The organism is Shewanella sp. BC20, assembly GCF_003129585.1.
GTDB lineage: Bacteria > Pseudomonadota > Gammaproteobacteria > Enterobacterales > Shewanellaceae > Shewanella > Shewanella seohaensis.
The window spans coordinates 98,546-114,606 of sequence record NZ_NHRI01000014.1; the positions used below are offsets into that span (position 1 = coordinate 98,546).

At 48.5% G+C, this 16,061-nt stretch carries 13 protein-coding genes; 7 read left to right on the plus strand and 6 right to left on the minus strand.

What is annotated here, in order from left to right:
- Position 1: 1 nt before the first annotated feature.
- From CBX96_RS14985 to CBX96_RS15000, 4 genes are all read right to left on the minus strand, one after another.
- The gene (locus tag CBX96_RS14985) at positions 2–1,399 is read right to left on the minus strand and encodes a hypothetical protein (protein ID WP_011718600.1); all 1,398 of its coding nucleotides are present in this window, start codon (positions 1,397–1,399) and stop codon (positions 2–4) included.
- Positions 1,400–1,577: 178 nt separating this feature from the next.
- Positions 1,578–1,928: a YkvA family protein gene (locus CBX96_RS14990; protein WP_011718601.1), complete on the minus strand. Its 351-nt coding sequence runs from the start codon at positions 1,926–1,928 to the stop codon at positions 1,578–1,580.
- A 31-nt stretch (positions 1,929–1,959) separates the two neighbouring features.
- Complete coding sequence (locus CBX96_RS14995; RefSeq protein WP_011718602.1) at positions 1,960–2,718, minus strand: AraC family transcriptional regulator; 759 nt, start codon at positions 2,716–2,718, stop codon at positions 1,960–1,962.
- A 17-nt stretch (positions 2,719–2,735) separates the two neighbouring features.
- Positions 2,736–3,284: a YbhB/YbcL family Raf kinase inhibitor-like protein gene (locus CBX96_RS15000; RefSeq protein ID WP_109287252.1), complete on the minus strand. Its 549-nt coding sequence runs from the start codon at positions 3,282–3,284 to the stop codon at positions 2,736–2,738.
- Between the two features lie 506 nt (positions 3,285–3,790).
- Between CBX96_RS15000 and speFL the strand changes: the two genes are divergently transcribed.
- The 4 genes from speFL (at position 3,791) to CBX96_RS15020 (ending at position 9,032) form a co-directional block, all read left to right on the plus strand.
- Positions 3,791–3,874: a leader peptide SpeFL gene (gene speFL / locus CBX96_RS21760; protein ID WP_227499260.1), complete on the plus strand. Its 84-nt coding sequence runs from the start codon at positions 3,791–3,793 to the stop codon at positions 3,872–3,874.
- Positions 3,875–4,185: 311 nt separating this feature from the next.
- Positions 4,186–6,348 carry an ornithine decarboxylase SpeF gene (gene speF, locus CBX96_RS15010; RefSeq protein ID WP_011624390.1) on the plus strand — a complete coding sequence of 721 codons (2,163 nt, stop codon included), beginning with the start codon at positions 4,186–4,188 and terminating at the stop codon, positions 6,346–6,348.
- 85 nt (positions 6,349–6,433) lie between these two features.
- A complete protein-coding gene (potE, locus tag CBX96_RS15015; protein ID WP_011718605.1) occupies positions 6,434–7,753 on the plus strand; it encodes a putrescine-ornithine antiporter in 1,320 nt (439 codons plus the stop codon).
- 124 nt (positions 7,754–7,877) lie between these two features.
- A complete protein-coding gene (locus CBX96_RS15020) occupies positions 7,878–9,032 on the plus strand; it encodes a porin (protein ID WP_109287254.1) in 1,155 nt (384 codons plus the stop codon).
- 203 nt (positions 9,033–9,235) lie between these two features.
- On the opposite strand, the gene CBX96_RS15025 is transcribed toward CBX96_RS15020, so the two are convergent.
- Both CBX96_RS15025 and CBX96_RS15030 read right to left on the minus strand, forming a co-directional pair.
- The gene (locus CBX96_RS15025) at positions 9,236–11,581 is read right to left on the minus strand and encodes a YgiQ family radical SAM protein (RefSeq protein WP_109287255.1); all 2,346 of its coding nucleotides are present in this window, start codon (positions 11,579–11,581) and stop codon (positions 9,236–9,238) included.
- A gap of 212 nt (positions 11,582–11,793) precedes the next feature.
- Positions 11,794–12,192 carry an MAPEG family protein gene (locus tag CBX96_RS15030; RefSeq protein WP_109287273.1) on the minus strand — a complete coding sequence of 133 codons (399 nt, stop codon included), beginning with the start codon at positions 12,190–12,192 and terminating at the stop codon, positions 11,794–11,796.
- Between the two features lie 155 nt (positions 12,193–12,347).
- Here CBX96_RS15030 and CBX96_RS15035 point away from each other — a divergent pair, with 155 nt between their 5' ends.
- The 3 genes from CBX96_RS15035 (at position 12,348) to CBX96_RS15045 (ending at position 16,021) form a co-directional block, all read left to right on the plus strand.
- The gene (locus CBX96_RS15035; protein WP_109287256.1) at positions 12,348–13,568 is read left to right on the plus strand and encodes a threonine/serine exporter ThrE family protein; all 1,221 of its coding nucleotides are present in this window, start codon (positions 12,348–12,350) and stop codon (positions 13,566–13,568) included.
- Between the two features lie 173 nt (positions 13,569–13,741).
- Positions 13,742–15,382 (plus strand): hypothetical protein, encoded by a 1,641-nt coding sequence (locus CBX96_RS15040; protein WP_109287257.1) that lies wholly within the window; start codon positions 13,742–13,744, stop codon positions 15,380–15,382.
- A 132-nt stretch (positions 15,383–15,514) separates the two neighbouring features.
- Positions 15,515–16,021 (plus strand): hypothetical protein, encoded by a 507-nt coding sequence (locus CBX96_RS15045; protein WP_109287258.1) that lies wholly within the window; start codon positions 15,515–15,517, stop codon positions 16,019–16,021.
- Positions 16,022–16,061: the final 40 nt, after the last annotated feature.

Below are 16,061 nucleotides of genomic sequence, written 5' to 3' on the forward strand. Positions count from 1 at the left end.
ATTAATTCATCGCACAGTAGAGGGTTCTTCCCTCAACAACACTTGCAGAAACCCGGATGGTGCCATGGATTTCCGGCTCATTGAACACCAAATACTGACCTTCGCGCTGAAAGGTGAACCCCAAAGGTAACAGAGTTGCGGCTTCAATGCCCTCACAATAATTCTGTAAGGGCACATCCAACAACGGACTGCCACTCACATTTAAGTTACTGAATTGTGAACTCATACCTAAATAGGCTTGGGTCATTTCTTCTTGATAGGGCACCACATAAAACCCAGAGCGCACCTCACCCACATCGATAAAACTGCTGCTATCGCTCACACTCGGCATCACCAATAACGGCACTTTCGGGTCTTGCACATCCTTAAGTAACTGGGTCAGTTTTTGCTCAGTCGCCGGATAGTAGGCCAGCATATCCTGCAACCGTTTCTTCTGCGCCATATTCTGGGCAACGGGCGGAGCAATCGGCTTGATGCGACTTAACAGTAAATCCACGGGCAACATGCCCGACATCACTGACTCTTTCCACACATAGGCATCTTGAGTGCTATCGAGCAATATGCCAGCCAGCGCGCCGATATTCTCGGCCTCGGCCGTCCAGCCACCGAGCATTTGCTGTTGTTGATAATAATCCTGCACGTACTGCAACAGGATTTGCTGATAGCCGAGGTAGGACTGGTTTTGACTTAAGAAGCGCGCACCCGCGATTAACTCGACATATCTGGCGCTGCCTTCGACTAAGTCATTTACATAACTGACTTTATCTTCGTTAGGTGCCGTTTGCCGCCACACTTGTAGCCAGTATGCGGCATAGCCTAAATACTGCGCCTGCTGCTCGGGTTGTTTTAAGGCCGCCATCAAGGCATTAAACAGTTGTAAACGATAATAGCGGGCATCGAGGTTGAGTGGATAAACCTCGCCTTCATATCGACGCGCATCCTCTAACACCCGCCACTCGGATTGGGCATAAAAATGAAACGCCTCGTGCACACTGTTGCCCGCCCAAATCACAAAAGGTAAATCGGCGGTTTTAGTCGTGCTGTCGAATTGAATCGTCGGCGACTCGAGCTGGATAAGCACACCCGCTTGCCCTTGATATTGGGGAAAACCAAAGTTAATCGATAACCCAGAGTGCAAGTTAACCGACTCTAACACGCTGTTGTCTTGGATAATTTCACCGCCGGGTTGGCGTAACCACACATTGCCTGCATAGCTAAAGAGGTGCACTTTATCGTCGAGGCGAAATCCTGGCCACAGGGCTTCACTCTGGCGACTGGTCTGAGCCATAAAATCGAGGTACAGGCGGGCGAGTTGTTCTGGCGAGGCCTTATCGGCGAACACGGGGGTGGCGGCAGAGACTCCTAAAAACCACAGGATCACCGCCATAATATTTTTCATTTCTTTGCCTAAACACACACAATGGGTTCACAAAACAGCGCTAGCATATAGCGCAATGAACCAATAGTGAAACGTTTCAAAAAAAATATTTTTACCCTTAAAAAACGTGGGTAAAGCCTATTCATTAACCACTAATAAAATCATATTTTTAGCCTAAAAGATGCTGCCATTTTCGCGACTAAGGCTTAGGCTCAGCGGGCTCATCGCCAAACCACAGCGCCAACTTATCCGCCGCTTGGGATTTCACCTCATCATCTATATAGAGCATAACCATAGTAAGCGCCGCCGCTAAGGCGCCCAAGTCATCGGTAAAGCCCACTAAAGGTGTCAAATCCGGGATCGCATCCAAGGGCGAGATAAAGTAAGCCAAGGCCCCAAAAATCACCGACTTGGCCCACTTAGGCGTATTGGGCTTTTGCGCCGCATAGTAAAGCCACAGGGCACGCTCAACCACTTCACGCCCAGCCTGACGACCAAACAGTTTGATTTTGTTCCAAAAACCAGTTTCAGTGAATTGTTCTTCTGCCATGTCGACTCCTTGTAATGACGATTAACGTAGCTCACAGTGTACGGCGATACGCGGCGGGTGTCAGGCCAAAAGCCTGTTTAAAGCGCGCCGAGAATTTTTCTGCCGATAAATAGCCGCAGGCCAAGGCAATTTGCAGCACGGAATCCGTCGAGTTTTGTAGCAGCGTTAGGCCCTGACACAAACGCACTTCGGCGAGCAATTGCCTAAAGCTAGTGTCTTCCTGCGCCAATTTACGTCTTAAACTGGCACTGCTCATATGCAACTTGTCGGCGATGTCCTCTTGCTGCCATGGGGCTGAAGGATGTTGCCCCAATAAGCCCAGCACCGCTTGGCTCACATTCGCAGGCTTATGACTGTAGAGCCAATTGACGCTCGCTTGCTGCGGCAGACTGAGCAGCAAGGCTGCTAAATAATGCATCTGCACCGACGTGGGTAGTGCCAAAGTCAGGCTGTGCAATAACGCATTCCAGGCAAAATCGACCGAGCGTGAAATTGTTTGCGTGGGTTTAGGTATCTGCCTGTCGGTCGCCGCCAGCATAACGCCCGAGGGTAACTCATAGGGTAAGAGGAGTTGCACCGCTCGATAGCGCCCGCTCATTGGTCGATTAACGAAGCTGATATGGCTTCCGGCGGGTAACAATAATAGCTGCTCAGCATTCACGGCGAGGGCATCATCTTGCCAGAGCAGCGACTTCTCGCCTTGGATCACGCGGATAATCGAGGGCTGATGCACTGGCACCCGCGAAAGTGACTGCGCCAGTTTAGAGTCGTATTCAAACATGCGGATCATGCATCAGCCCTGCACGATTAACGCTGATACACAGCGGTCAGCTTAGCACTACCTAAGGCCTGCGAATTGAGCATAAAGCCTAACAACGTGGGAGATGCCTCTTTAGGTAACTCTAATGGCGAAGGTAGCGCCCACACAGTAAACACATACCTGTGCATGCCATGCCCCTGTGGCGGACAAGCGCCACCAAAGTCGGTGGTGCCAAAGTCATTCTTCAGCGCAATCGCCCCTTTAGGTAAGGCGTTGGCTTTAGAGCCCGCACCTTGGGCTAACTGTTGTTGCTCGCCGCCAATATTGTAGACGGCCCAATGCCACCAACCACTGCCTGTTGGCGCATCTGGATCATAAGCCGTCACCGCATAGGCTTTTGTGCCTTTTGGCGCATCACTCCAAGTGAGTTCGGGAGAAAGATTCTCGCCATTACAGCCAAAACCATTAAAAACAAATTGATTCGATAATTGCTGACCTTCGCCAATATCTTTACTCGATAAGGTCATGGCCTGCGCCGAACTAAATACCGCCGTTAATAATCCAACTCCGACTATCCACTTATGTAAATGCTTCATCACTGTCTCCTATAGATACGTAACACCGCTAATTTACGTCAGCTCCAGGTCATAAACCTGCCTCAAAACGCCAAGTTTCTTCCCTAAATGCTCAAAATTGAGAAAAAGTGTCGACTTTTTGTCATCTTTAAGCACCAAAGTGATTTTGTAAAGACTTTGTCTGCATTTTTATTCAAATATAGCGTACCTTATAAATAACCAAGCAATTTAATACTGTGGTTTGCGAGCAATTAGATATTTATCATTTATTAATTTATGCACTTTTTAACTTTCATTATTTATTTGACAATATTTACTTTCGTTATTTAGATAATGATACTTAAGGATGATTGACTGTATTTAATTTGGTAAAAATATTGAAATAAATAATTACAACCAATTAAAAATACGACACTGATCATATTTTTATTGATAACACACAGATAAACTCCATACCGTAATAAAACGTATCAATCATTTTCTCTAATCTCATAATGGAGTTGTATATGAAGAGGAAATCAAAAATCATGGCTCACATCCGGCGCACCAGACATATCATGATGCCAAGCCAACGTGACTATTTCGACCATTCATACATCTTCCTTCGCTAATCCTCGCGTAGGTCGTAGGCCAATTAACAGGTCTAAAGTGGTATTGCCCTTGTAAGCGCATACACTTATCGTACTGTTTTTGCAGGTTTATTATCTCGCACCTAAATCAAAGCATTCTTTAGTCAGTGCAGCCAAGCTGCGGCCAAATAATTCTCTCGGAATAAATCTATCTATTTTATTCTAGGACGATTTATAGCCTCATCATATCTGCACACGGAATAGCCATATCTAATTTAATGCCATTAATATTTTTTAATTAGGTATAGGCCAAGTTGTATCCAAAACTTTTTAAAGTAAAAGGGAAATTAACGATGAAATCATTAAAAGTTGCCGCCAGCTTATCTGTTAGATCATGTTTTGAAATAGACAGAGAAGTCGTCAATGTATTAACCACAGATTTTTGCGATGTGGGTGCGGCTGTAGTCTCTGTTGATGATGTTAGAAATGGTATTGTTGAAAAAATTAAAAATACCGGATTGAAACTGCCTATTTTCGTATCAGTTTGTTGTGAAGAAACCTTCCCAGATGATATTTGCTCTTCTATTACCGGGGTATTTGAGCTCTGCGGTAGCAATACCGATTTCTATGGCAAACAGGTCGAAACCGCCGTCCAAAAATATGAGCAAGCCCTATTACCGCCGTTCTTTGGCACACTGAAAAAATACGTGGAAATGGGCAATTCCACCTTCGCCTGCCCAGGCCATCAGGGTGGTCAATTCTTCCGTAAACATCCTGTGGGTCGCCAATTTTTCGATTTCTTTGGCGAAACCATTTTCCGCTCAGATATGTGTAATGCCGACGTTAAACTCGGCGATCTGTTAATCCATGAAGGCGCGCCACTGGATGCACAAAAATACGCGGCTAAAGTCTTTAACGCCGATAAAACCTACTTTGTGCTCAACGGAACTTCTTCTTCAAATAAAGTGGCGACCAACGCACTGCTGGCGAAGGGTGACTTGGTATTATTCGACCGTAACAACCATAAATCCAACCACCATGGCGCGTTAATTCAAGCCGGTGCGACACCGATTTATTTAGAAACGGCCCGTAACCCCTTCGGCTTTATTGGCGGTATCGACGCCCACTGCTTCCAAGAGTCTTATTTAAGGGAACAAATCCGCGCCGTTGCACCAGAGCGTGCCGATGAACAACGTCCATTCCGTTTAGCTATTATCCAGCTGGGCACTTATGACGGCACTATCTACAACGCTCGCCAAGTAGTTGATCGTATTGGACATCTATGTGATTACATCCTGTTTGACTCAGCTTGGGTTGGCTATGAGCAATTTATTCCTATGATGAATGACTGCTCGCCTCTGCTGCTCGAACTGACGCCTGAAGATCCCGGTATTATCGTGACTCAGTCAGTGCACAAACAGCAGGCTGGCTTCTCACAAACCTCGCAAATTCACAAAAAAGACTCACATATCAAAGGCCAAGCCAGATACTGCAACCATAAACGCTTCAACAACGCCTTTATGATGCACGCCTCTACCAGCCCCTTCTATCCGCTGTTTGCCGCATTGGATGTGAACGCTAAAATGCACGAAGGCGCCAGTGGCCGTTATCTGTGGCGTGAGGCGGTAAAAGCTGGTATTGAAGCTCGCAAGTTACTGCTCAAAAAATGCAAATATATCAAGCCATTTATCCCAAGCATGATCGAGGGACGCCCATGGCAGGATTATCCAACCGAACAAATGGCCGATGATTTACGTTTCTTCGAGTTTGAACCCGGACAAAAATGGCACTCCTTCGACGGTTACGAAAAAGGCCAATATTTCGTAGACCCTTGTAAGTTCCTATTAACCACGCCAGGTATCGATGCCGAAACCGGTAAATATACTGAGTTTGGTATTCCAGCAACTATTCTGGCTAACTTCTTACGTGAAAATAATATTATTCCCGAGAAGTGCGACTTAAATTCGATTTTATTCCTGATGACGCCAGCAGAAGATATGGCGAAGATGCAACACTTAGTGTCGCAAATATCTCGTTTTGAAAAGTTAGTCGACGAAGATGCGCCATTATCTGAAGTATTACCTAACGTCTATAACGCAAATAAAGCCCGTTATAAAGACTATACCATTCGTCAACTCTGCCAAGAGATGCACAACCTTTATGTCAGCCATGACGTAAAACAACTGCAAAAAGAAATGTTCCGTCAGGCGCATTTCCCAACAAAAGTGATGGATCCACAGGAAGCCAACCTCGAGTTTATCCGTGGCAAAGTGGAGTTAGTGCCACTGTCACAAATTGAGGGACGCATTGCCGCTGAAGGTGCATTGCCTTACCCACCTGGAGTGTTATGTGTGGTCCCAGGTGAAATATGGGGCGGCGCGGTACAACGTTATTTCTTAGCCCTTGAAGAAGGCATCAACTTATTACCCGGATTCTCCCCTGAGTTACAAGGTGTTTATCTCGAAAACACCCCAGACGGAAAAATCCAAGCCCTAGGTTATGTATTAAATAAATAATTGAAACCCGGCTGCAGAGTTAATTAACCCCGCTCTGCAGTCAATTTCAAACTTCTATAATGAATAACATTATTAGGTCATTATTATGAGTAAATCAGCAAATAAAATTGGTGTCGTCCAATTAACTATTATCACCATAGTCAACATGATGGGTTCAGGTATTATCATGTTGCCTACCCAATTAGCCCAAGTCGGTACTATTTCTATCCTTTCTTGGTTAGTGACTGCGGCGGGTTCTACGGCGCTTGCTTATGCCTTTGCTAAATGCGGTATGTTCAGTAAAAAATCAGGTGGTATGGGCGGTTACGCCGAATATGCCTTCGGCCGCAGCGGTAACTTTATGGCGAACTACACCTATGCGGTATCGCTTTTAATCGCTAACGTCGCCATCGCTATCTCTGCCGTGGGTTATGCCGCGGTGCTACTCGAAGTGAACTTAAGCCCAATGGCTATCTGTCTTGCCACCATTGGCGTGCTTTGGTTAGCGACAGTGGCTAACTTTGGTGGCGCCCGCATTACGGGTCGCGTGAGTAGCGTTACCGTGTGGGGGATTATTCTGCCCGTGATTGGTGTGTCGTTAATCGGTTGGTTCTGGTTCGACATCGACCTCTACAAAGGTGCTTGGAACCCACACGATATGCCTTTCTTTAAAGCCTTAGGCGGTTCAATCGCGATGACTTTATGGGCATTCCTTGGCTTAGAATCAGCTTGTGCTAACTCGGAGACAGTAGATAACCCAGAGAAAAACGTTCCTATCGCCGTAATGGGCGGTACCTTAGGTGCAGCGCTTATCTATATCGTTTCAACCAACGTGATTGCCGGTATTGTGCCTAACGCCGACCTTGCCAACTCAAACGCACCTTTCGGTCTAGCCTTCGCGCAAATGTTTAACCCTGTGGTCGGTAAAATCGTGATGGCCTGCGCCATTATTTCCTGTACTGGCTCACTGCTGGGTTGGCAGTTCACTATCGCGCAAGTGTTTAAAGCCTCTGCCGATGAAGGTTTCTTCCCTAAAGTGTTCTCTAAGGTCAGTAAAGCCGATGCGCCAATTTGGGGTATGACCATCATCGTTTCGATTCAAACCCTGCTGTCTCTGATGACTATTAGCCCATCACTGAGCAAACAGTTTGAAGCCCTGGTTAACCTCGCCGTGGTGACTAACATTGTGCCTTACATCCTGTCGATGGCAGCCCTAGGTGTGATGCAAAAACAACTCAAAGTACCAGCGAACAAGGCCCGTGTTGCCAACGTGATTGCGGTTATCGGCGCCCTGTATAGCTTCTACGCCCTCTATAGCTCTGGTGAAACCGCAGTGATGTTAGGCGCTATCGCGACCTTCTTCGGTTGGACCATCTACGGGGTGATTTCCAATAAAACACCAACAGCTGAGATCAAAGCAGCGTGAGCACGTCTCCCCTGCGATTCTCACCCATTACTAGATAAGAAACATAAAACCAATCCGTCTTCAGGGACTTTAAGCCACAGTGCTTAAGGTCCCCAGACAAAACTTGCCTAATTTCGGTGGAACTATGAAAAAAACATGCATCGCTCTAATGCTACCTATGCTGTTGGCCGCCACCAGCAGCCAAGCGGTTGAACTCTATAACGATCAAAAAAACTCATTAGATTTAAGTGGTTGGTTAGGCTTCGCGGCACTCAACGACAGCCACGATACCTCAGTCATTGACGACTCCTCCCGAGTACGATTTAGCTTTGAACGCAGCGAGAGAAATGGCTGGACCGCCTTTGCCACTACGGAATGGGGCATCAACATGGTGTCCAGCGATGACAGTTTAGTGATGCAAGGCGGCAAACTGGCCGCCGAAAAAACCGAAGACTTCCTCTATAACCGTTTAGGTTATGTCGGTATGTCGCACGATGAATGGGGTAGCCTCAGTTTTGGTAAGCAATGGGGCGCTTACTACGATGTTGCAGGCACGACAGATTTACCGAACGTCTTCGCCGGATATAGTGTCGGCGCCTACGCCTTTAGCGATGGCGGCTTAACCGGAACAGGCCGTGCCGACTCCGCGTTTATCTATCGAAATAGCTTTGGCCCAGTGCAAATTGCCCTGCAATACGCCGCCAAAACTAATGGTGATGTCACCTTAAAAAACGATGACGGCAGCGAAATGACCAACTCTGAGCTTAATTTCGATAGCAGTTACGGTGCCAGCCTGACCTACTCACTCACAGATAAATTTAAACTGCTCGCCGGCTTTAACCGTGGCGACTTTGAAGGTCACTTAGGAAACACTCAAGTTGATGAAACCAACGAAATCGTCGGTATCGGCGCCATGTATGGTGATTACTATCACTACGCCGATAACCGCGAAGCCAGCGGTCTCTACGTCGGCTTTAACGCCCATCAGAGTAAGAACAATGAACTAGTCGGCGGCGAGCTCTACGACGCTACTGGCGCTGAGCTGATGACGGCATATCAATTCGATAATGGCTTTGTGCCTATGATTGTCCTCAGCTATTTGGACTTAGACACAGATGTCAGCACGCCCATCCAAGGCAAATGGACCCGCCAATTCGCCATGCTTGGCCTGCACTACCGTTACAGTAACGACACTGTGATGTTTGCCGAAATGAAGTTAGATTTCAGCAACATGGATGATCCAGCACTCGAAGCGCAGGAAGATAATGGCTTTGCAGTAGGGATTAACTACTTCTTTTAGGAATGGACAGTCTTCATCAGGCTCTCCCGTACATTGAGGGATAGTGGCTCACGTTCCTCATATCCGTGGGCCCATTTGAGACTGAGGTGCGGCGCACGTTCCGTCTACAAACGCTCGCCACACACTCATTGGATGGTACCGCTGGTTTACCATCATCTCTGCGCCACTCCAAATAGGTTTACTGGAGTGGCTTTTTTTCGCCGTTACTTAGCGTGCTGACGGCCTAAAGAGGCTTTGTTTCCACGACCTTGGTGGCCAGCTTTACCCTGCTCTGATTTTCCCTTAAAGCCCGACTGACCAAAAGGTGCCTTAGCGCCCGGACGGCTACTCTTAGGCTGCTGACCTTGCGCTGCATTCGCCCCAGGCTTAGGTCCCTTAGGCTTGCTTGCGCTCGGTTTGCCCTTGGCATCGCCTTTACCCTTACGCTCATCGAACTGATTGCCCGAGAAGCGCGTCAGGGCTTTTTGCCCTTGGTTAGCATCCTTCATCCATTTCTGGCCACGTTCGTTGCGCCCTTCTGGTGGAACGAGGTGATTCGGACTGTTACCAATCAAATCTTCACGTCCCATGGCAATCAAGCCTTCGCGGATGATAGGCCAACCCGCTGGGTCGTGGTAACGCAGCAGCGCCTTATGCAGGCGACGTTGGCGGCCCTTCTTCGGCACTGGCACCACCTCACTGGTGTGCTTCACGTTTTTCAGCGAGTTCAACTCAGTGTGATAAATGGTCGTCGCATTTGCCATTGGCGATGGATAGAAGTTTTGCACTTGGTCGAGCTTAAACTTACGCTCCTTCAGCCAGAGCGCGAGGTTGAGCATATCCTCGTCGGTTGTGCCCGGATGCGCCGAAATAAAATAAGGGATCAGGAACTGTTCTTTACCCGCTTCCTTAGAATACTTGTCGAACAGCTCTTTAAACTTATCGTAGGCGCCCATGCCGGGTTTCATCATCTTGCTGAGCGGCCCTTCTTCGGTATGCTCAGGGGCGATTTTCAAATAGCCGCCCACATGGTGCTGGACCAACTCTTTGACGTAGGCCGGATCTTCAATCGCTAAGTCGTAACGCACGCCCGAAGCAATCAAGATTTTCTTGATGCCGGGCACGGCGCGAGCTGCGCGGTACAAGTCGATAGTGTGTTTATGATCTGTACCTAAATGGCCGCAAATCGATGGATACACACAGGATAAACGGCGACAGGTTTTCTCCGCTTTTTCACTGGTACAGCCGAGGCGATACATGTTGGCGGTGGGGCCGCCTAAGTCGGAAATCACCCCAGTAAAGCCGGGAACCTTATCCTGAATATCTTTGATTTCTTTAATAATCGATTCTTGCGAACGGCTCTGGATAATCCGGCCTTCATGCTCGGTAATCGAGCAGAATGAACAGCCACCAAAGCAACCGCGCATGATGTTGATCGAGGTTTTGATCATGTCATAGGCGGGGATTTTGTCCTTACCGTAGGCAGGATGCGGCACCCGTTGATAGGGTAAATCGAATACGGCATCCATCTCGTCGGTATTGAGTGGCCAAGCCGGAGGGTTCACCCACACGCCACGGTCACCGTGGGGCTGGAACAGCGCTCGCGCACAACCCGGATTTTGCTCTTGGTGCAAAATCCGCGAGGCATGGGCGTATAAGTATTTGTCCTCAGAGACCTTTTCAAAGGCTGGCAGCAGCACATAGGTTTTATCCCAAGGCTTAGGGCGTGGCGGCTGCACACTGATGGGTTTTGGCGCATCGTTATCGAAAATTTTAACATCCGATGGGCCAGATAAATTGGCACAGCCCACATCGTCGGCGCCATAGGGGTTCGGGATAGGATCGATTTTATGCAGTTGATCTATCTTGCGAGAATCCATCCCACGCCACTCGGGCATAGGCTCTTTACGGATAACGGCAGTGCCGCGCACATCCTGAATATCCCCAATGGCTTCACCCGCCGCTAAACGACGCGCCACTTCAGCCAGCGGACGCTCGGCGTTGCCGTACATCAAGATGTCGGCCTTGGCATCGAAAATCACGCTGCGACGGACTTTGTCCGACCAATAATCGTAGTGCGCGATACGGCGCAGGCTCGCCTCGATGCCGCCAATGATCACTGGCACATCTTTAAAGGCTTCTTTACAACGTTGGGTATAAACGGTCACGGCACGGTCTGGGCGCTTACCGCCCACATCGCCAGGAGTATAAGCATCATCGCTGCGGATACGACGGTCGGCGGTGTAACGGTTGATCATCGAATCCATGTTGCCGGCGGTGACACCAAAAAACAGATTCGGGCGGCCAAGCTGCATAAAGGCATCTTTGCTCGACCAATCGGGCTGAGAAATAATCCCGACGCGGTAGCCTTGGGCTTCTAACATCCGGCCAATGACCGCCATACCAAAGCTGGGATGGTCCACATAGGCGTCACCAGTGACAATAATAATGTCACAGCTGTCCCAGCCTAATTTCTCCATCTCCTTGCGAGACATAGGTAAGAAAGGCGCGGTGCCGAAGGACTCGGCCCAATACTTGGGATGGCTAAACAGTGTGGATTCAACTTGCATCGATTTTGACCCAAAAGCGTAATGTCAAACAAAGGTGCAGGCAAAAACAGGCCGCACCGATTTAGGGACGCGGAGTATAGCAGGCAAACAGGGATAAGTGCGATTAAAAAAACAGCAGCCGAGGTGTTTTTCGGGGTATTTGCACCAATGTGCTCAATACCCCTAAAGTGGCTAGGGATATGGCTTAGACGGCCATTACCCTATCTCAGCCATTACAGACTTTGAGCAAAATGCACTAAGTTGACTAAGGCTAGGCTGATAGTCACCAACCAAGTGAGCAACACGCCCCAAAAACGGCCGAAATGATAACCGCCTTTCCCCTGAGTTAACCCTATCGCATGGAGCAAGCGCGCCACAATCCACACTGTACCAAAACAATGCAAATAGAAATGCGCTAAGCCACCCGCCTCGGCCACCAGCATTAAAATCAATACTATGGGCGCATTCTCAATCAGATTCGCATGCACCCTGCCCGCCAGCGCCAAGGCATTGTTGCCGCCATCGCCGATACCGATTTTTTGGCTTCGTCTTAATTTCACCACTCGATAAGCCAGCGCGATTATCAACAACCCAGTCAAGCTGGCGTAAAACCCTGTTACCATCAACGGCATAGCGATTCCCTTTTGATTAACATCACCGCGGTATAGACCGCAAAAATTCAGCAATTTATTTGTATTAAGCTTAAAAGCCATTAACCTTTTAGCGACAAGATAGGTTAATATGCGCGCGTGATCTCTTACAACTTTTTATACAGTGAATAGCCCGATTGGATAACGAACAGTTTCTCGAAAAGCGTAAATTTATCATTAAGCTAGGCAAGGCTTTACATAAGTTTGGCACACCCGCTTACCGTCTTGAAACCCATTTGCAAACCGTCTCACGGACGCTCGGAATCGAAGGTTATTTTTTAATCTCGCCGACCTCGATGACCTTCGTATTACAACACGATACCGATCAAGAATATAACCATGTTGCGCGGGTTAAACCCGGCGAATTGGATTTAGGCTCCCTCGCCCGCACCGATGAACTGGTTGATGAGCTCACCTCGGGTAAACGCACACTCACCGAAGCCTTAGACAGGCTAGAGGAAATTGCCAACAAACCCAACCCCTACGGCCCAGCATTAACCTGTTTCTCCTTTGGCACCTCGGCGGCCGCCTTTGCCATGTTGATGGGCACGGGTTGGAACGATGTCTTTTGGTCAGGCTTGTTAGGCTTGCTAGTCTATGGCTTTGTGTACCGCGCCGAGCGTTCGACGCGCATGGCAGAAGTCTTAGAGCCCTTCGCGACGATTGTTTGCGCCATTGCCGCCTGCGCCATTGCCCGCATCGATCCCAATATTAATATTCCCGTGGTGATCCTCTCCTCCATCATCATCTTTATTCCCGGCTTAGCCTTAACCTTAGGGTTGGCAGAACTGGCGGCTCGCGACCTGATCTCGGGCACTGCGCGGATTATGGACGCCAGTATGTTGTTGTTTAAGCTGTACTTTGGCGCAGTGCTGGGGATGGCGATCGGTAAAGCCTTCTTCGGTGAAGCTATTCATATCGAGCCTGAAGGCTTACCACGCTGGGCGATTTGGTCGGCGGTGCCTATCCTGTCGATGGCGCTGGTGTTTATCTTTAAGGCACGGATGCAAGATTCGCCCTGGGGCGTGCTGGCGGGGATAGTGGCATTCTTCTCCGCCATGTTAGGCGGGCACTTTTTTGGGGATTCGGTGGGGATCTTCTTCGGCGCCCTAGCCGTAGGGGTTTACTCCAATCTTTATGCCCGTTGGATGAAGGCGCCCGCCTCGATTGCACTGCTGCAGGGTATCGTTATCTTAGTGCCCGGCAGTAAAACCTACATAGGGCTGAACGCGCTGATCTCGGGTGAGACTATGCTTAATCAGGCACATATTGGCTCGCAGATCTTTTTGATCTTTATGTCGCTTATCGCCGGACTGATTTTTGCCAACGTCGTGGTACCACCAAGACGAACGCTATAACCTCTCACCCTAGGGCTGGCGCCAAGCCCAGCCCGATTCTTAAAGCAACCTTAAGTAAAATCATAATCTTATTAAAATGTTTCCTTGACTAATGGTCACTTCCCGTGTGTTATTAAATTGTGAAGTGCAGCAGAGCCTTATGCTGTTGCTATCCAGTTTACGGGAGTGGTTTTATGCAGAAGTTTACCCTGTATGCATCGATTCTACCTTGTTGTCTCTGTGGTCTAGTCAACCTAGCCAGAGCGGATGAGGCTGCCCCCAAAACGCCCCCCGAGGAAGCCTCTAAAAAGGTCAGCAAGATTGTCGTGGTGAGCAACCCGATTTTCGATGAGTCCGATCCCGACGCATTTTTTATCCACCGCTGGGCAAACTATCTGCATATCAACACCAAGGAATACGTGGTTAAAGATAGGCTGACTTTTGGTGAAAACGATACAGTTACCCAAAAAGACCTCGACGAGTCACAACGTTTACTGCGCGCCGAACCTTATATTCGCGATGCAAAAGTCTATGTCAGTGAGAAAGATCCCGAGGCCGATGTCCACCCAGATGATGAGTCCATCGTTATCGAGACCTGGGATAACTGGTCCCTGCTCCCCACCACCAGCTTTAGTAGCTCGGGCGGTGACACCCGTTACTCCTTTGGCGTGAAAGAAGACAACCTCTTCGGTACTGGCATACGCACCCGTTTAAAATATCAATCCGACGAGTCACGCACTGGCTATAAATTTGCCTTCGAAGCGCCCATTAGCATTATCGACCACGGTATTGTCGCCGCCGAGTTTTACGATAATAGCGACGGCCAGGCAAAGCATGTGTATGTGAGTAAGCCCTTCTATTCATTGAATACTGAGACCATGTACTCGGCGGAGTTTTTGGATGATAGCCGCACCGATATCTTGCGGCAGAACGGCCATGAGGTGAACGAGTTTGAACACACTGTCGACTATCTTAATCTGCAATACGGTTGGCTACTCAATAGAAACAATGACAATCTTTCCCGCTTTATAGCAGGCTTTACCCAAGATAAGCACGAGTTTGCCAATTCAGAGGTTTACCCCACATCCGAGTTACCGCAGGACAGGGACTTTATGTATCCCTGGGTCGCCTATGAGTTTATTCAGGACGACTTTCAGGTACTCAATAATGTGCACCTTATTCGTAATAACGAAGACTTTAACTTAGGTTGGCACCACTATATTCAATTGGGTATCGAAACCAATGACATAGGCGACAATAACCCCGTGGGCTATCACTTCAAATGGCAAACTACCCGCGGGTATAAGTTTGATGAGCATTTATGGCTACTCGAAATGGGCGCCACCAGCACCTTAGGCACCACCCCAAAAGATACCTATCAAGCCAATGTTCAGGCCGAATACTTCTATCAAATCAATCCTAAATGGATAGCCTATGGCAAGGCGTGGGCAAGCGTGTCGAATAACACTTACCTCGACCTCACCGAAGGGCTAGGCGATGAAACCGGGGTACGCGGTTATCCCAACGAATATCAGCAGGGCGATAACCAATGGTTACTCACCGCCGAAATCCGTAATTATCCCAATATCAACCTATACCAATTGGCCGAACTCGGCTGGGCGGTATTTGCCGATGTCGGCCAAGCCTCGGGTGGTCCGTTAGCGGCCAATAACGAGGTCAGCGGCCCGCTTGCCAGTTTCGGTATTGGCGCGCGGATTTATTCCTCTCGCTCCAGTTACGGCAACGTCGCCCATATTGACCTCTCAGTGCCCTACACGGGTGGTGATTCGGTCAACAGTTGGGAATGGCGTTTTCTGGTGAAGCGTAGCTTCTAATCTATGGTTTAGCGCGCATCGGATATGCGCCTCGTTTTATCGCTGAGCACGCAGTTTTAGCAGTAAACGCTTGTCAGCCATCGACAAAGCGCATAGCGTAACTTAAGCATTTAACGGGAATAAGGGACTAAAATGAAAAACTTCGCCGCTGGGCTAAACAACTTTTGGGTGGGATTATTCACGGGGATCATGCTGCCGCTGATTATCGTCGCGGGATTGTTATACGCCACCGTCGATAAATTCACCGGACTCATAGAAGACGCCGCCATCGCGCCTTTAATTAGTCGCAGTGAACAGACCTTCGATAGAGTCGATAATCTGCTCCTCACCTTAGACAATAAAGTCGACGACGCAAATTTAAAGGACGTAGCACTTTTAGCCCCGTTAAAAAACGCGCAATTGCTCCCAGAGCTACAGGCCCTCGCCAGTGGAGTCACTAACCTCAAACAGACAGTCACAGATATCGATAAGCAAGCCGTATTAGCAAACCTGCAGGAAAAACTGCAAGCCTCACTTGCGACCAAATTCCCCGAGGATAAAGCGAAAGAACTCGCTCAGAATCTTATCAATATTGCGCAAGTGCTTGCGAGCGAACAAAAACACTCATCGGCAGCTGTAGAACAAACACCGAATAATTAAGCCGATAGCGATAAATAGATAGGGAAGAGTCCCCTTTTAT